Genomic DNA, 17,854 nt, shown 5'->3' with positions numbered 1-17,854 from the left:
CAGCATTGTAGCCGACCGTAAACTGTACTGACACCTAACACACTTTACCTAACCATTATCAAATCAAAACGCTATGACAAAAGACGAATTAAGCATTATGCAACAACAAGGGACAAATGCACCTTATGTGACTATCATAGTATCGCTGCAGGAAACTGGTCCCCTCGACAAAAAGGCTGCGTTACTGATCGCAGGAAATGCTATTCAGGAAGCAGACGATTTCCTGCAAAATATGTATCCGAAGGAGGCAGCGCCCCTGCTGGAGTCCCTGCGGGCATTGCTGGATGACTTTGACCAGCATTATGATCTTACGGCTGAAGGGCTGGGGTTTTATGTATCTCCTGGTTACAGCAAACTGGTCAAGTTCTTTTTCCCCGTGCAGAAAAAGGTTGATATCGGGGACGCCTTTTCCGTCCGGGAATTATTGTACCTGGAGCATTATGCCATCAGCTACATGGTGCTGCATGTGAATGAAAAAGCAGTCCAGTGTTACAAGGGCCGTCTTAACAGCTTAGAGGAAGTAAATGACGGTGTACTCCCCCGGCATTTCCATGATGATTACGAATACAACAAACCAGCAAAAGCCGGTTTCCATTCCGGGCAATCGGCTGTACAAGGCTTTGAGGGGGATAAATCCACTAATGAGGCCAATCGTGTGAAGAGCTTTTACCGCGAGACGGATCAGTTGCTCTCTTCCTACCTTGGAGATTTGCCTCTAGTAGTGGTGGGGCCTCAAAAGGATATTTCCATGTTGCAGGATGTAAGTGCCCATCAAAAGAATATTATAACCACTGTCAATGGCAATTACTCAAATGTAGCTGTAAAAACGCTTGAAAAACGCGTTTGGCAAGCAGTAAAGTCATGGATAGACGAAAAGCAACAATCAATTATGTTACAACTGATACAGGAAGAATGGCAACATCATGCGGTGGACGGCATGAGGGATGTCTGGGCCGCTGTCAATGAAGGCCGCGGTTACCGGCTGATAGTTGAGAAAGACTATACCTGTCCGGCTTTCATTGATGACCAAACCGGTAAGCTACACCTCAGAGGAAGCAAGAAGGCACACCATATAGTAATAGACGCTGTTGACCAGGTATTAAGACTTGCTATAGAAAAAGGCGGGGATATAGTATTTGTTAACAATGGCGCATTGGATGAGCACGAGCACATTTCTCTCATCACAAGATACTGATTATATAAAATCACTATTATGAATACAGCAAAATTCTGCCAAAGCTGCAGCATGCCGATTGATGATCCAGCAATGGCCGGTACTGAAAAAGACGGATCTCCCAGTAAGGAATATTGTAAGTACTGCTATCAGAACGGCGCATTCACGACACCGAATATGACGCTGGATGAAATGCGGACTGTAGTTAAAACTGAAATGGAAAAGCGGCATATAGGACAGGATGTTATCTCCATGGCCGTTAACACCCTTCCCCACCTGAAACGCTGGCGGAACGGCCTTAATTATTAAGGCGGGCCGATGCGGCGCTACCGTTTCATACCCGGGCATTACTTTTGAGGTTGACACCCCTGGGCCGCGGCTTGGGAGGGTAAGGATATGGTCTTTCCTTGGAGGACCTCATCAATAGCCTTGCATACATAGCGTTGCGTTCTAACCTGTTTTATAAATGTCTGAAAATAATAACGACAAATCTCTTCCACCAGTATCGCCCGGGCAAGCCTGAAATCACTCCTGTAAAGGATCCGAACATACCGACGGCTCTCCCGGAAATAGCAGGTGGTAGCCCTGCGTAAAGTGATCGACAATTCTTATTTGATCCGTTCATTAAATTCTCTTTACTTCGGGAAATAGTTAAACCTATGGTTATAATTATTATGGGGCTACCAGGCTCAGGGAAAAGTTATTTTGCCGAACGGCTGGCAACTTCCATCAACGCAATGTATATCAATACCGACAGACTTAGAAAAGCCATGATCAACACCAGAACCTATTCAACGGACGAAAAGCTATCGGTATATGATGAAATGCTACAAAAAATGCAAGCGGCCGTACAACGAAAGAAAGATATCGTACTAGATGGGACTTTTTACAGGAAGGATATCAGAAGAAAATTCATTCTGGAAGCAAAAGACGGCATTACTTTCATTGAAGTACAGGCACCGGAGGCTTTGATACAGGAAAGATTACAACAGAAGAGAGAGGACAGCGAAGCTGATTTTAAAGTTTACCATATTGTAAAGGCCCAGTGGGAACCTTTGGAGAGAGAACACCTGATATTGCAGTCAACCGATAAAAACATAACAGATATGCTACAACGAGCAATTGATTACATCCATCTGCAAGATGACAAAAAATGAAATTGATAAACTAATTGAGCAGGAGTACGCGTTGCTACATATAAGGCCCGACCTTATTGAAACACATATATCATGGGTTTTGATAGGCGAGCATTATGTATATAAAATCAAAAAGCCGATTACATATTCGTTCCTTGACTTCTCCACCCTTCAGAAGCGCAAATATTACTGCGAAAGGGAAGTATCACTAAATAAAAGGCTTACCGAAGATATATATCTGGATGTAGTCCCTGTAATAGTAAATTCAGGCTGCTATTCCATTGGTCAAAAGGAAGGTGATATAATTGATTTTGCGGTAAAAATGCGGAAGATCGACAGAAGCCTGCAAATGGATGTATTGTTGGCAGACAATAAAGTAACTACTGATGATATTATCCGGTTGACAGAAAAGATCGCCACATTTCATAAAAAGACAAACATTATTTACGAAAAGGATGTCATGGAAATTCAGCAGGAATTTAATGACCTGGGAACAGTTAAACCTTTTTTAAGCGAAAACCTTGACAAGCATTGTCATACTATTATTGAAAAGGCAATAAACGCTTCGGATATATTTATGAAGAAATGCAGGTCATTATTACAGAACAGACTGAATGAAGGATTTTTCAGGGATTGTCACGGTGATCTGCACACGAGAAATATCTTTCTGCTATCTACACCTCAACCTTTTGACTGCATTGAATTCAATGATAATTTCCGGCAGATTGATGTATTGAATGAGGTTGCTTTCCTATGTATGGACCTGGATGCTTCCCACAGGCAGGACCTGTCAAATCTGTTCATTAAACGCTACAACAGTATTTTCCCTTCCATGAGAACGCAGGAAGAAGCGCAGCTTTTTATCTATTATAAAAGTTACCGGGCTAATGTCAGGGCAAAAGTTAATAGTTTAAGGGCCGGCAGTGCTGCCGATATCACTACAAAAAAAGAATGCCTGACGCAAACTGAAAAGTATCTCAGCTTAATGGAACATTATGTTAGCCAACTGGCCTAAAATGCGACAAAGAACGGGTTTGTCAGCTCCCGTTTGTTATAATCAAGTTCTGATTGCAGATCCATTTGGTATACTCCCCTGCCTGAGGCATTTAAAATGGCATGTGCTGCAGCCGTGTCCCACTCCATCGTTGGTCCTAACCTGGGATAAATATCGGCTTTGCCTTCCAGCAGCAGCATGAACTTAAGTGAGCTGCCCATTGTTGTATCGGTGACATTTGAAAATTGCCCGAGGAACTTATTTGTTTCAGGCGACAAGTGGGATCTGGAAACAATAGCGGTTATTTCCCGCATATCCAGCAGATCATTCATACTGCGTCTTTGAGTCGACAGTGCAAATTCCACCCTTTCACCCTGTTCATATTTATAAACACCAGTATCTTCACTACCCAGATACAAAAGATCCCTGGAGGGTGCATAGATAGCACCTGCCACCGGTTTATTCTTTAACATCAAGGCTATATTTATGGTGAATTCGCCGTTTTTCCTAATGAACTCTTTTGTACCATCCAGAGGATCTATGAGCCAAAAATAGTCCCAGTCCTTTCTTTCCTGATACGCAATATCCCTGCCTTCTTCAGACAACACCGGCAGTTCTGTAGTTTTGAGACACCTGGTGATGATATCATGCGAAAGCCTGTCGGCTGTTGTCACCGGCATTTCGCCTTGCTTCATTTCCACGTGAAATCCGGCGGAGTCATACACATCCATGACTGCTTTTCCAGCCTCGATCGCTGCATTTTCTGCTAGCTCAAGCAATTCTTTCAACGATGATATTTTTGAAACTGATGATCTAATATGAACTAAAAATACAAAATATTCCTCATGCAGGTATAGCCAGCAATGGAATCGAGGTATGATAGCTCATACTTTTTGTTTTGCTGGGATGGAATAACCTGCTCCAGATGCCTTCATCCTCTTGGTAAGTGATCATTACCAATATGTCTATTTCTTTTTCCTTTATATATTTCTGAAGCGTTTCCTCAAACTCTGGTCCATAAAGATGTGAGATAGTAAGTGTATCTTCAGGATAGTGGCGTTGCAGCAATTTTTCATACTTGGGTATATTGCGGAAATGCGCCAGAGAAGAAGCGGTTTTCTCACTTTCGCCTGTAAATACAGTCACCTGTAACCGGGCCATGTACAAATCTGCCATTTCAAAGATGTAATTTAATATATCAGGTTCTTTCTCAAAATGATTTGTTGCCAGCAACATCTTTTCGGGCTTCTTCCATTCGTATCCGTGAGGCACTGCCATAACAGGTACGTCTGTACTGCCGATGATGGAAGCAGTGGTACTGCCCCAGAGCTTCTCTTTCAACCAACTGGCCCCCATGGCGCCCATTACGATAAGATCAACGTCTGTCACGCCAACAGCTTCCTCTACAGCGTCTTTTACCGTACCCTTGAATAGTTTGGTGCTTACGGTAACCTGCTCAGTTTCTTCAATACTTGTTTTGATATCCAGTAATTTTTTACTGGCATCGTCATGAAGTGAATTGTTAAATTCCTTTTCCAATCCCACATACTCCGTATAAAGGTCGGACTGCACATTAAAGGCATGAAGCAGGATAATTTCTGCGGGAAGTATTTTCGCAGACTGTACTGCAAAATTAACTGCGTTATTTGCACATTCAGAAAAATCAGTAAGTGCTAATATTGTTTTCATATCGACGGATTTATGGCGATCAAATAGTTTTCGACTACGTACACCCGCCTCGGCCGGCCTCAGGCGATTTCGTGTACTATAGCGAATATAAAGGTACTTATATAGATGGTTTTAAAAGGTGATGCTGGTCATTGGGGGTAATGATTGAAGTGCGGGGGCTATAAGGTAAGTCTGGAGATGGGGGATTTTAATAATATGTTTTGCGGCCCGGGAATGGGCATTGGCTGGCGGAGCCGGAGTATAAAAAATATTTGGTATTTTGAATAAATTAGCTACATTTGCAACCCGCAACTGAAGGACAGTTGCCTTGCCCAGATGGCGGAACTGGTAGACGCGCTAGACTCAAAATCTTGTTTCGGCAACGGAGTGCAGGTTCGATTCCTGTTCTGGGCACACTGAAAGGTTGTAAGTATTTGACTTACAACCTTTTTTATTTTTAGTCATTGTCGGTTTTAGACGCTTTTTTTCGGTTACGACCACCATCGTTGACTAAAAATTGACTAACGTAATGACTAAAAAATTAACCTGCACTCCACAGGAATTTAACCTGCACACACGATGCAAAGTTTTAGTCACTGTATTCGGTTTGACTAAAAAGGCTGACATACTTGTTCTTCCCTGTCAGTCGGTGCCAATCTGGCAAGGTGTATCAGAAGATCTTTTTTCTTTCCAGTTGTTTTCGCGTTTGTTCGTTTGGGTGTCTGGTGCCCTGCCAACACTATTACGGGCATATTCATTGCTTCAATCATTGCTGACCGTTAAAATTGTTGGAGTATGAAAATTGTGAGACAGAAAAGCCCAAACGGAAAGAAGATCTACCTGTATTACGATTATGGCCGCGCTAAAGGTGATCGGGCCACGACGGGTATGTTTTTATATGCGAAGCCGGCAAACGCCATTGAAAAACAACATAACAGGCAAACAGAAGATCTCCTGTTAGTAAAACAAGGACAGCAGGTATTGGAACAGCAAGCGATTGGAACTGGCTATATTCCTGAGCACCGATTTAAGGCAAACTTCCTTGATTACTACTCAGACTTCGTCGAAAATAATAAGAGGGAGAATAACAGGCACCTCAGCTGCTGCTTTAGCAAATTTAAAACCTGGATCAAACGGCCCAGGGTAGCTCCCATTGAAATCACATATGATCTTTGCTTCCGGTTCCGGAGGCATCTGCTGGATACATTGAAAGGTGAAACGCCACAGAATTATTTTGCAACCTTCAAAAGGATGTTAGAAAGCGCGACCCGCGAAGGCTACTTTAAGATTTGCCCGACCGACGATATTCCAGCCACCAAAAATCCAAGTGAAAAACTTCCGGACTTTTTAGAAGTGGACGAATTTTTACTATTCATCGCCGCCCCTCCCCCACCTCAGATCCAGGAAACTATAGAAGCATTCATCTTTGCTTTGTATACCGGTGTGCGCTGGTGTGATGTCGAGAATTTAGAATGGGGAGAAATCAATGGTTTTAAGTACACCACCCGGATGGTACAAGCAAAAACCAAACAACCTGTCATCTTGCATTTACATGATGTGGCAATAGCGCTACTTCGCAAACGCAAGCAATACCTGGGAGGAACAATACTTCCCACAAAAAAGGTTTTCAATCTACCATCACATAAAGCGGCGATAGATGTAATCAAGGACTGGGCTAAGAAGAGGGGTATTAATAAGAATGTTACACCCAAGACGGCACGTCTTACCTATTCCATCCTCCTGCAGGACAAGTCTGTTGATACGGCTACAGTTGCCTATTTATTGGGACATACTACGACCAAACAGGTGTCTGAGATATACAAACGTCACAGGCCAAAGAACCAAATGGAAAGTGTCAACAACCTTCCAATTCCGGATGTCTTGCCTGATTATTTACGGTTTACTGAGTAAATGAAAAAGGGGCGCAAAATTGCCGTCCCTTCCTTTTGTTTAGAAACTATAATTTTTTTGTTTTAACGGCTTATAATGGTTGGCCATTTAAATCAATTCGAAGACCGGGGAAGGCGCTGCTGCCGCGCCGTTCCCCCTTCCCCATCCTGGCATGGTTTCAAACAATGGAGAGGCCTTGTTTACAAAAGGCCTTCATCTTTTTGTATTAGCTTCGTTCCGTACAATCTTTGTTTCTTCTCCTCCCATAAACAAATCAAGTTCCTCTCTGCTATAGTAGCCCGCTGTATTTTTATATATACCATGCTCTTTGCATTTCTGTGCAAACTGGGTCCTGCGCAGGTTGGTATATATCAACGCTTCCTCCGGCTTTAAATAGGGTTTGAAACATATTGCGATCGCCCTCATTACCAGCATTTCATCTTTCCTCACCATAGTCTTACATTTACTTAATACTGATTGTCAATTTACACAGTCTTCTTCTACTGCCCTTTAGTCAGTCGCGCTTGCAAATTCAATGCAATCTGCTCAAAACTTACGACTAATAGCCATCTTAATTGCCTCTGAAATTCTTTCGTTACTACCGTCCCCATAATCATTCTCAAACTCCTTTTCTCCTTCACTTTTGAATAACAAAAATAAAAAACGAATACTACTTGATCCCAATCATAATATGGTGAGGATAGACCGTTTGAGAAGTACCAAATTTTGGATGACAGTTTCGTCGCAACATCTGCAAAGGCGGCATTACAAATTAGCCGTCGGAATGGATTAAAACAGCCTTGAAATTCGCAAGGGATTACATGCGAAACTAAGGCCAAAAGAATCATCCACGGTGCAAATAGTTTGTGTGTCTTTTAAATCCTTTTTTGTCAGATTCGGTCCTTCCTCACCAACTTTTTAGAAGCTCCTGATTTCCTCCGCAACTATGTTTCCGAAATCCCATAAATCAGTTGAAAAGGAACAGGAAATCAGTGGATCACGTACATTGGTTTTCGGTTTTTTGCAGCACGTTTTGCAGGCTACGCATAACCGTTTATAGATGGATGTTTGTCGATACGAAATACCAGAAAAACAGGTCTGTTTAGGACTAAAGGGACTTAAATCAGTGGCCTTCCTTGGTTTAAAAAAAGCAGTAGGGAACGGCTGCTTTAATCGTTTGAAAGGCCCGTAACTGGCTACAGACTTTCGTTAAAATACTGCTGACCAACTCTCTCCTCGGTCGGCAGCAGCCAAGGAAGACAGCACCTTTTGAAAACCTTCATCAGAGCTACTTTTAGCCAAGCCATGACGTCAAAGGCCCGCCAGGTCGCGCAAAACAGGGCCTTTCAAGGCCGAGATAGTGGCTTCGCTCTATCGGCCAGGTGTCAGTTTGTCGGACAAACTACCTGGAACCCCTTACTCCGGAGTCGTGGGTTAGACTTGAAAATCTGTAAAAACAGCGGAAAAAGAGCAAACTGATAGAAAAGAAACCTTCGTACCTCCCGGTTCAAATAGACAGCAAAGAGTAAAGTCATGAGCAAAGATTAATTTTCATTTGCCCGCTACGCAAGTGCAAAAATCCACTATCTTTCTGCAAAATTTCATTTATAAAACAGGGGTGCGATGGCTGACATACTAGAATGGCTTATTAAGTGGTTCGATACCAATTGTGATGGAGAATGGGAACGCGAAAATCAAATCCAAATTCACACCGTTGGCAATCCTGGATGGTATATTAAAATTGACCTCCGGGATACGCCTTTAGAAGACAGAATAATCGACTCAGGTCTTATTGAACAATCGGATCATGACTGGTACTTCTACAGGATTAAAGACACAGAATTTCAGGCGAGCGGTGATAATAGTAAACTGATATTTCTTTTGTCAAAGTTTCGGGAGATAGCAGAAGCTAAATCATAGGCCCAATTACCCAGTTAAAAGCTCCTTATCATAACTCCCTTAATCAAACATGCCAATCAAATATTAAACATGGACGTAGCCTTTACTTATGAAACTTCTATTGAGCTAGAAGGAAAGATTTTAGACATACACGTTGACTCAGCGCAGCTAAAATTCTATTTCGGGGAAAAGGATTATGGAGAACATCTAAAATCACTTATAATTGGCGTTGTCTGCATGAGTCCCAGGTTCGAGCAATTTTTCAAACCTCGCAGGCCCAATTATCGTACCGAAGAGAAAACATATACGCATCGTGGAGTGGAATTGACAACGCCGGCTATGTATCTGACATTCGACCTTAAGTTGGACTTTGAAAAGTACCTCAATACAAAGGAGAGTAAACTTCTATTCGCACATGACGCTTTAGCCTCCCTGGACGCCATCGCCAAAGTCAAAAAAATAACAGACTTTGACCTCCCACGCTTCAAAGCCGACTTCGAACAATTCTTCAAAGAAAACGGCTGGCTATAGTCTCTCATACACACCATTACCGAGACCTAAGTCTGATTGATTCGTCGCCCTTGGCATGCATACAAGTTGTTCAGAAAATTTGTTCAACAACGTTCACGCTATTCGGTTGGCTGGGAAAACCTCTCTTGCATATACAATGGAATTGTTGGGGCCGTTCTGCATGAATAAGTCAAGATTATAGAAACTTACTCATCTTCCCTCAAAAAATAAAATACATCCCCAGTAGTCTGCTCAGCCAATTTATAGACACTGGTTAGCCTGAGGTCTTTTTGGCCCTTTTCTACCTTAGTTAGCCAGGCCTGGTCAAACCCTGTTTCTGCGGCAAGCTGTCGCGCTGACATATTCTTGCCCTTACGGTATTTCACCAATCTTTGGCCTACACGGTCTAAAATATACTGGTAATCTTTTTCTTTATCGTTATTCATCAAAATGAAATTGAAAAGATTTCTTGAAAAAACCGATGTCCGATCGGACATCGTATTTGTTTTTTCCATAACTTGCCGTTATTAAACTGAGTAAGAATGGATTAATAAGAGCATCACCGGTAAATAATTTTATATAGCTTTGCGATCTTCATAAGATTTTCGCATCGAAATTGTCTTGGTTCCCGAAACTCCCCATTTCAAACGACCAACAAGACAACGTCGAGTAGCGCCATGCACTAGCGTGGGCGCTCGCGTTGTTTGGTCAAGGCACTGGGGAGTGCCAGGGAACATCAACGTAGAGGCCCACGTTTTCTTTTAACGTTGGTTTCTGCATTCATGTGTCCTGTTTAAATGCAAAATCAATGAAAAAAATTAAAGAATCAGTTCCAAACACATCGTCCTTCGTGCAATTGGTGCACTGTATTTTCTCTGCCCTTCCCAACAAATTCAGGGACAAAATATTGGAAGAATGTGCCGTCAGTATCCCCACGTACTATCGCCGCATAAGGAATTCTGGTCCTAAATGTAGTAATGCAGACAAAGACAAAATTGCCCAGATAGCCGTCGCCAGCCTTAAGGCGGCTATAGCGGAATGCGAAGAGATCATTTCCACACGCGACCAGCTAAATTGACATTTAGCGGCGCACCAGTTTGGCTCCAGCACGTAGGCCTGCACCGGGCCACAATTATTCAATAATATACATTTCAGGGGTATATAAGAGCCATTAACGCTGGCTCGGTAACAACATGGCTGCAGGGTATCTACCCTGTACCACTTTCTTATTGCTCTAACATCCAAAACAAAGTTTTATGATAGCACCAGAAGTAGCAGTTGGGGAGGTCTTTCCTGTGCCCATGCCTACCGGCACCAAAACAGGCGGCCACTACTTAAACTTCACCACAACGTTATTCAACATTAGTTATTATACCAAAACGCCAAAACAGCATGCAATGCTTGTGAAGCAGGGCGGGTTTAAAGTTTATTTCGCAGCCATTGGTCCTATACCGCTGGTAAAGATGCAAACACCAATGGGACCGCTTTACTTTGTGCCGAACACGATGGCATTAAGCGATAAGGAGTTTGCCGACTGGACTTTGAAACGGAGATTTGCACCTACGCGCTTAACATTCTATCTGCTCAATATGAAAAATATCGTCGTAGCCAGCCACAGTGTTATTGTCATCCGGCAGTGGCACATATACGAAACAGCCCAACATCTGCTGGATGTCTTCAATACTCCACAGCAAGTAGAAGAAGAAGTCGATTATATTTTTAAAACCTATTCACACAAAGCGTTGGAAGAACGATTTATATTGATCGGGTAAATATACTTATTCCCAATATTCAGGAAATGAACAATTTCGGCTTTTACAACGGCATGATTGCATCCACTGTATATATAAGCATGCCTTCAATGCAAGACATGTGCCATTTTCGACACATTGAATTAATGGTATATTAATGGGATTGTGAGAGAAAATATCATAACTTCATTAGCAACATAGAATGGGCTTTCGAATACGAGCGCCCATTCTATGAGACCAATCTACATAGACATTATTTAACTGAATTTGGTTTTTCAAGCGTCGTCTTCCATGATTCGTTAATTTAAGCATGACAAGTTTTGCCAACTACAGCCTTATTTGCATCGCCCGCCTTTTGAGCTATCAGCATGCCTCTTGACTGGGGGTGTTTCCATTTTTTCAAGGATAGCAAGCGGCTTTCTCATCATACGCATCCTAGAAATTCGAGGTAACAAAACGCGTCCTGTCGAGGGCGTCTGCTTTGTCACTATTTATAAGGATCAGCGTAAACCTTCACAATACGCCGCTTCCTGCTTCACGTCCGCGGTGCTGGTTCACGCAGGCTTTTAATCATAAAACATCCACTTCAGTAATAATGACAGGCGTATGCCTATCGCCGGGCGCCACAAACCAGTTCATACTTATGGAAGTGTTTCATCATCTGATAGGTGGGAATATGTCGCTCATCAACCAGGTCGCTCAGATAGTTATTCGGCTTAATGGAAACGGTCTCACCTGTTGCCGAAGCATTAATCTCTGCTATCAACGTATCACTGCCGGAATCAAATCCTGGCAATAATGAGATGCTTGATGTAGCCTGATACAGTGGTGTTCCGTCATGCTGTTCCAACACCAGGTCTATGTTCTGACAAACATGATTAATTGTCTGGGTGGTGGTTGAGCTGTTATCTATCTGAGTTTGCAGGGTTGAGATGCCCTCCGGCGATGTGATAAACTTCATAGCATCCTTCCAGGTAAGCTATCAGCTGCGATTTCATTCGGATACCAATATGAGAGACTACAATATACCAGGAAAGCAAACACCTGTTTTTACGCCCGCTGAGGTGCAACTACTCGATACCGTAAAGTCGCGCTGTTTTGAGGTTTGTGGAAAAGATTATGACTCTTATGCTTTGAGCGAGCAGGTGATAGGGCTGCTTGACAAACAAAAGCAGCAACAGAAACTAAAACCAAACAGCCGACTCAAAGGGCGCCTTTCGCGCAAGCGATGACAAGCGTGAGTACCGCAAACAAACCTGCGGTAGAAAATCTGCTGCTGATCATGCTGTAATAGGCGCCGCTGCCGCTATACCGTCAGCTAATTATCCATTTGGTCTTTCATTTCCTCCAATTTATTGAGTGCCTGCTCTTTGGTGAACTTTTTCCTCTCTAAATGAGCGACAATCGTGGCATTTTCATAACTAAATTGCTTGATTCCTGGCTGTCGGTCGAATAGGTTCAGTTCTCCACAGTTATTGCATTTCAACACATCAAAGGAAAACGAAGGCACCTGTGGATCCTTTCTTTTAATCACCAGTTTCAGGTCGGCTCCACATTTTGTGCAGGGTTGGTTTACTATAGTAAACGGTCCCTTCAGGCTGGAGAGGATTCCTCCAGCCTTTAAAAGTGTGGCCATGACAACACCGTAAAGCCAACGGTTCAGGTCGCTCTTTATATCAACTTCAAGAATTTTTGAGAGTTCGAACATTAACTCTGTCACATATTCCTTTTCTTCGGTATCAAGTTCATCTTTATCAATTCGGTCCAATACAGCAATAAGACTAGAACGCAGCGCCTTTTTGCTCTTGTTAAGATTGATAAGCTCAATGAGTTGATCCGTGCATTCATCAAAGATCTGTTGTAAAAAGTCGGAAACTTTTCTTTCCGATGGACGTAATCCTCGATCTTTCCATGCCTTATCTGAAAACTTCTCCCTTTCCCGGAAAGCAATCAGTTTGCCGGCAATATCAACATGTTCATCAAAATTTGAAGGGGACATCTCCTATATTTTAGCGCAAATAATCTAAATTATCAGCTTACGTTACTAATTACATCCATTTGATTTCTTGAAAAAATCTTGCTAAATCATCACGAAATTTGTCCAGCTGAAAATCCTTGATCTGTTTCACTGTTTTTATCACATCCAGTGAATTCAAAATATCCTGGGCCAGATTTTTTACAACAATTTCTCTTTCTACCTTGTCGTATCTTGAGAAATCCAGAATAATTTCATAATTCAAACTACGTGCATCCGTTTGTTGTTGGGTGCCGTGCATTATTTCAACCGCACCTTCCCTGCGATACTTTGGCTTTCTCGGCTTTTTCATTTCCGCAAATTTTGGACTATTGCACTCCAACCTGATCAACAGGTACTTTAAATCATCGCCATAAGTTTTGTCCGCAAAGAAGTTCTCGAAATCTTCGTCTACATCATAGATGACATCTAATTGATCTCCCAGGTCAACCGAGGTAACTGTAACAAAGGCTACTTGCATAATTATCTAAAAATTTTATTGCCCGGAGGTAAAACCCCGTGTTGAAAATAATAACCATATAATAAAAACTTCTCCATTGCCTTGATTTGAACCTGGGTGCCGTTTGCTAATTTCTGCAACCGAACACCTTCTTTTCTCAGGTACGCATCATCATACCTATCTTCTGACGTCGATTCTCCGTATTTCCAAATCTCACCTTTTTTCAAAGGCACCTTGTCCACGGGAATATTTGATCCAAAAGCATATACATTGTAATCTCCATCTTTCGTCGCTACTAATTTATATACGAAACCTTTTTTATTTAAAACTTTTTTAAGTAATCCCGTTAATTCATCATACATTTTCTGAGCCAGCACAGGATCCGCGTAAGGTACACTTCTCGGTCTTGAGAGTGAACCATAATACTCCTGCAATTGATCAATCAGATAACCGATTCTACCACCATTGGGAATATACTCGAGACGTCCCAAAGAATATTTTAAGTCATTGAGTGCCGCCAGCCAGTCATCCGAAGTCGGTGCCTTGAATAAACCACCAGCAACAGCTCCTCCAGTCAAGACCTCTCCCGCACTCAAAAACGGCAGTAATGCCGGTGCAAACGCTTGCTTGGACTGACCTTTCCCTTTAGGGCCCGGACCATTTCCTGCCTTTTGAACTACCTGGGCCGCTTTTCCATTGTTAATCTGTGTCAATATATCCTTTATATCATCTCCGGTGTATTGGGAGCCTCCCTCGATCGGCACCACATCCATTCCATCCGGATCGACATAAAATGCCGGATCATTCAGGGCATATACATAAGATGATACCGATGGGAATTTTGATGATAGAGGATCGGGGACATGCCACCTTCCGATCTGGGGATCATACATCCTTGCGCCGAAATCATACAACTCCAGATTCCAACCATCACTAAATTCCTTATCCTGATACTCCTTTCCACTGAATTTAAGTTTGTTTTCAGGATATCCTACTCCTTTTAGTGACCGACTACTTATGCCGGCCATAGAAAGCCCGTAGGGGTAATAATGATTCTCCTCCAACAAAGGACCATCAAGGTGGTTGACGATTATGTTGTCGAAGTAAACATCCGTGGCGCTTTCGTTACTAGTATAAATATAAAAAAATCCAGTTTTTTTGATCGTTACCTGTCCGGACAAGGTCAGTAAGCTATTGGCACTGCCCTGAACCTGCTTGACGCCAGAGTTTTCGTCAATCATGTTGAACATATCGTCAAAGGCAACGTAACTCAGGTAAGCTTTAGGCTGGGCGGACTGGTTCTGGTTGGGATCCTGTTGTAACAGATCGGTATAAGTCCCACTGTTGAATGAAGTGACTATCGGTGATCCAGGACCGCCTCCAGCATGCACGCCATCAATAACACCTACTGTGCCGAATGCCTGCAGAATGGCTGTTGTCATACTTGCTGCAGTGCTACCGGAAGTATTTGCAGAAGAACTGGTATAATACGCTTTTGAACCGAATTGAACCACCGTTCCGGCCATCACCCTGAGTACCAGGGACGGACCGATCTTTTGTCCCGAGGAAGCATTGAGTTTAGCCACATAGTTATTGGGGTTAGTCGTATTATCAATAGGATAACCGGTAGGCTTTGCTGTCCTTGTAGTAGATATGTTAGCAAACAACGTCTCCTCAACACCAGCTGCCGCTGTTTCCATCGTTGCCGCATAAACACTCGTATCCTTTTTTGAAGTTATTACGCTACGGATATTGCCCAGATAATCCTTGATAAAATAATCAAAGGCATATTCGATGGGGCGTCCCGTTTTATAGATTGCTCGTATTCGCCCCTCTTCGTGGTTTATATAACGGAGGGTATCCTGCATGTATACAAAAGCTCCAGAATAATCTGTTGTGAGAATCCGAACGTTCTGACTTGTATCTATTACAACTTTGGCAACCTTTCTTCCATCGCCGGCATAAACGAAATAAATGTCACCTCTATTTTTAACTCTGATATAGGCCGGAAGATTATTATGGTCATAATAAATCGAATCAATGTCTTTGTTGAGATCTTTGCAGACATCACCATTGGGATTGTAGAGATAGTCAGTTGATTCGTTATTGGTAATTTCTTTGAAGTCACCGAGTTTACTTGAGAGATTATTAACCTTGTCGGTGACAAAATCCAGTTTGTTGGAATTTGACAACAAGCCATATTTCAGACTGTCAATGGTAACAGGCGTAATCCCGTTCATTCCTCTCTGCTTGATCGTAAGTAAATTGCCATTGATATCATAGGTCAATCCACTCATGGAATAATCTACCAAATTCTGTGCCCAGGCACTGGAGCCTTCATTTTGCTGCGTAAAATATGCTCCTACCAATCTGTTGGCCGGATCGTATTGATATCCATAAGCTCTGGCAATACCGTCTGAACGGCCCTTCCATTTAACCCCACTGATAGCGCCCGAATAATAAGAACTATCAAATCCTAGATCGTAGCAGATTTCTTGACCAAACCAGTTTGAAGTGCTGCCGGATGTGTTGACATAGCTTTTGTTGAGCCCTCTGATCCATCCCCTGATATTGTAGTCCAAGTTGAGCCGTTCCAGTTCAGTACCACCATTCGGTTCCAGGCGCTTACTGGAGAGGGTGCCCAGTTCATTATAAGCGGACAAGGCGATCGTTTTTTGAAAAGCGGTGTTCTCATTCAATACTTTTTTTACCGAATCGATGTTTCCGGCCGCATTGTAATGATACATCGTGGCCAATGTGGATTGAGGCGTCAACGTGCTTTTCGGGTTCGTATGCCGTTCGAAGATGGACAGTATCTTACCCGAAAAGTCATAAGTGTGATTCATGATATCTTTTCCAGTGGAATAGTTCTCAGCAATGAACTGAGTCAGCCGCCCCTTATCATTATAATAATAAGTATTGGTCAGCCAGAAGCCCTCTCCTGCCGGTACATAGAGTCGCTTTCCCGTCATACGTCCTTTAATCAGTGTACTGGGTGTTGAAGGAAGGCCTTCGGGATAGGGGTTACTTCCGGATCGGCTATTAGAAACATCCGTCGCGGAATAATTGTGCTTACCGGTATAATTATAGTTATCATAATAGGTGTATTCTTGAGGTAGGAGCTGACCCGATGTGAGAAAAGGTATACCATTCTTTGGATCTGCATTGACCGCAGTATCAAGTGCGGCCTGCATATCGATACGACTGGATGCCGTATAGAAAAGGGCTTTCTGTGCTATCCTGTTCAAGGAGTCATAGTAGTTAACTATAGCCATGCCCCTCCCCTTCAGCACTCCACTGCGTGTTATGACCAGACGATCCCTGAGATCATACACATTTTCCGTTGAATCAGCCCCTGGTTCCTTGCTGATAATTAATCTTTTCCTTTTATCATATCGATAGATAAAACATAGCTCATGGGCAATAGCCGTTGAAATGGTCCAACTCCCTTTGATGATGTCAACGGCCTTGGGAGTCAGAACAAAAGCGAGGTTATTATCCAAGCCATACACATGGTATGTACATATCCAACCCATATGGCCTGTTCCGGGCGCATTTGACAGTTGTTTCTTGGTAAGCACCATTTGCCCTTCCTTATTCTTGAATTCAATCGTTTTTATACCTTTTTCATTCGTCGTTATCGTTTTATAAAGCTGTCCTGCGGGATAGAATCCTGTACTGGTCGGAATGAGAGTACCTGCGGCGAGCATAAACTGTCTTACAGAGTCTGCAACCATATTCACCAGTTGTTGGGAGGTTATCGGTCTATTTCCTCCTTCCTTCGCCCAGGCATTGCCTTCTGCATAACCTTTAAGAACCCGATTTAAAGGCGAAAACTCGTACTCAATTTGATTATAATACACGTTTTCTCCCGCCGCTGCTGGATTTATAAGGGTATCCTGATAAAATGCCTTTTGTGCATTAAAAGGGTCAGTTTTGAACTTTCCGTCCGAAGTATTGCCCGCTTTAGGCGTGTAGGGCAAATAGTTGAACTGTTGACGTCCGTAAAGGTCGTAAATGAAAGCAGTCACAAGATCTTTCCCCGTTGGACTGATGCCTTTTACAACCGTCTGAATTGGCCTTCCAAGCCCGTCGACATAATCTGTTGTCACTCGAACTTCGGATGCCGTTCTGGAAGGGGATTTAATGACCGCGGTATCGGAGGATGGCATATTCGGTTCCCAGGTACGGATATAATTGGTGGTTGTGATACTATAAGCGCCCGGTGTGGCAACAGGGGTTGCAGCAGGCTTTAAGCTATTCTTAGGAATATTCTGACCTGATACCTGCGCTATTATCAGAAATGCCAGCAAAAGACAGGCAAGCCATTTTGATATATTGTTTTTCATGGGGTCAAA

17 protein-coding genes and 1 tRNA gene are annotated in these 17,854 nt (G+C 42.8%); 10 read left to right on the top strand and 8 right to left on the bottom strand.

The window, feature by feature from the left end:
* Positions 1-73 precede the first annotated feature (73 nt).
* The 4 genes from F3I09_RS17595 to F3I09_RS17580 all read left to right on the top strand — a co-directional run bounded on the left by F3I09_RS17595 (position 74) and on the right by F3I09_RS17580 (position 3,325).
* Positions 74-1,195 (top strand): hypothetical protein, encoded by a 1,122-nt coding sequence (locus F3I09_RS17595; protein ID WP_149696336.1) that lies wholly within the window; start codon positions 74-76, stop codon positions 1,193-1,195.
* An 18-nt stretch (positions 1,196-1,213) separates the two neighbouring features.
* Entirely contained in the window at positions 1,214-1,483 is a 270-nt protein-coding gene (locus tag F3I09_RS17590; protein ID WP_149696335.1) for a zinc ribbon domain-containing protein, read from the top strand.
* Positions 1,484-1,833: 350 nt separating this feature from the next.
* Entirely contained in the window at positions 1,834-2,331 is a 498-nt protein-coding gene (locus F3I09_RS17585; protein WP_149696334.1) for an ATP-binding protein, read from the top strand.
* Positions 2,318-3,325, top strand: coding sequence for a hypothetical protein (locus F3I09_RS17580; RefSeq protein WP_149696333.1), 1,008 nt, complete (start codon positions 2,318-2,320; stop codon positions 3,323-3,325). Before F3I09_RS17585 ends, F3I09_RS17580 begins: the two co-directional genes overlap by 14 nt.
* Here the strand turns inward: F3I09_RS17580 and cysQ are convergent.
* The gene (gene cysQ, locus F3I09_RS17575; RefSeq protein ID WP_223233279.1) at positions 3,322-4,092 is read right to left on the bottom strand and encodes a 3'(2'),5'-bisphosphate nucleotidase CysQ; all 771 of its coding nucleotides are present in this window, start codon (positions 4,090-4,092) and stop codon (positions 3,322-3,324) included. The two genes, F3I09_RS17580 and cysQ, sit on opposite strands and share 4 nt — an antisense overlap.
* Positions 4,093-4,147: 55 nt before the next feature.
* The gene (locus F3I09_RS17570; RefSeq protein WP_149696331.1) at positions 4,148-4,993 is read right to left on the bottom strand and encodes a universal stress protein; all 846 of its coding nucleotides are present in this window, start codon (positions 4,991-4,993) and stop codon (positions 4,148-4,150) included.
* A gap of 309 nt (positions 4,994-5,302) precedes the next feature.
* Here F3I09_RS17570 and F3I09_RS17565 point away from each other — a divergent pair.
* Together F3I09_RS17565 and F3I09_RS17560 are read left to right on the top strand one after the other, a co-directional pair.
* A tRNA-Leu gene (locus F3I09_RS17565) sits at positions 5,303-5,386 on the top strand.
* A gap of 381 nt (positions 5,387-5,767) precedes the next feature.
* Positions 5,768-6,883 carry a site-specific integrase gene (locus F3I09_RS17560; protein WP_149696330.1) on the top strand — a complete coding sequence of 372 codons (1,116 nt, stop codon included), beginning with the start codon at positions 5,768-5,770 and terminating at the stop codon, positions 6,881-6,883.
* Between the two features lie 192 nt (positions 6,884-7,075).
* On the opposite strand, the gene F3I09_RS17555 is transcribed toward F3I09_RS17560, so the two are convergent.
* The gene (locus F3I09_RS17555) at positions 7,076-7,315 is read right to left on the bottom strand and encodes a hypothetical protein (protein ID WP_149696329.1); all 240 of its coding nucleotides are present in this window, start codon (positions 7,313-7,315) and stop codon (positions 7,076-7,078) included.
* A gap of 1,170 nt (positions 7,316-8,485) precedes the next feature.
* On the opposite strand from F3I09_RS17555, the gene F3I09_RS17550 reads away from it, so the two are divergent.
* Entirely contained in the window at positions 8,486-8,782 is a 297-nt protein-coding gene (locus F3I09_RS17550) for an immunity 53 family protein (RefSeq protein WP_149696328.1), read from the top strand.
* Between the two features lie 216 nt (positions 8,783-8,998).
* A complete protein-coding gene (locus F3I09_RS17545; RefSeq protein ID WP_149696327.1) occupies positions 8,999-9,292 on the top strand; it encodes a hypothetical protein in 294 nt (97 codons plus the stop codon).
* Between the two features lie 185 nt (positions 9,293-9,477).
* On the opposite strand, the gene F3I09_RS17540 is transcribed toward F3I09_RS17545, so the two are convergent.
* Positions 9,478-9,786: a helix-turn-helix domain-containing protein gene (locus F3I09_RS17540; RefSeq protein ID WP_149696326.1), complete on the bottom strand. Its 309-nt coding sequence runs from the start codon at positions 9,784-9,786 to the stop codon at positions 9,478-9,480.
* Positions 9,787-10,079: 293 nt separating this feature from the next.
* On the opposite strand from F3I09_RS17540, the gene F3I09_RS34110 reads away from it, so the two are divergent.
* Positions 10,080-10,349, top strand: a complete 270-nt coding sequence (locus F3I09_RS34110; protein WP_188133850.1) for a hypothetical protein — start codon at positions 10,080-10,082, stop codon at positions 10,347-10,349.
* 178 nt (positions 10,350-10,527) lie between these two features.
* Positions 10,528-11,043, top strand: a complete 516-nt coding sequence (locus tag F3I09_RS17535; RefSeq protein WP_149696325.1) for a hypothetical protein — start codon at positions 10,528-10,530, stop codon at positions 11,041-11,043.
* A gap of 589 nt (positions 11,044-11,632) precedes the next feature.
* Here the strand turns inward: F3I09_RS17535 and F3I09_RS17530 are convergent.
* The 4 genes from F3I09_RS17530 to F3I09_RS17515 form a co-directional block, all read right to left on the bottom strand.
* Positions 11,633-11,983, bottom strand: coding sequence for a hypothetical protein (locus F3I09_RS17530; RefSeq protein ID WP_149696324.1), 351 nt, complete (start codon positions 11,981-11,983; stop codon positions 11,633-11,635).
* A 357-nt stretch (positions 11,984-12,340) separates the two neighbouring features.
* A complete protein-coding gene (locus tag F3I09_RS17525) occupies positions 12,341-13,021 on the bottom strand; it encodes a DUF4844 domain-containing protein (RefSeq protein ID WP_149696323.1) in 681 nt (226 codons plus the stop codon).
* 49 nt (positions 13,022-13,070) lie between these two features.
* Positions 13,071-13,517, bottom strand: coding sequence for a hypothetical protein (locus F3I09_RS17520; protein WP_149696322.1), 447 nt, complete (start codon positions 13,515-13,517; stop codon positions 13,071-13,073).
* A gap of 2 nt (positions 13,518-13,519) precedes the next feature.
* Positions 13,520-17,845 carry a DUF6443 domain-containing protein gene (locus tag F3I09_RS17515; RefSeq protein WP_149696321.1) on the bottom strand — a complete coding sequence of 1,442 codons (4,326 nt, stop codon included), beginning with the start codon at positions 17,843-17,845 and terminating at the stop codon, positions 13,520-13,522.
* Between the last annotated feature and the right edge of the window lie 9 nt (positions 17,846-17,854).

It is taken from the genome of Chitinophaga sp. CF418, assembly GCF_900142925.1.
GTDB lineage: Bacteria > Bacteroidota > Bacteroidia > Chitinophagales > Chitinophagaceae > Chitinophaga.
The sequence above is the reverse complement of the archived record's forward strand: the minus strand, read 5'-3'. Positions and strand labels throughout refer to the sequence as shown.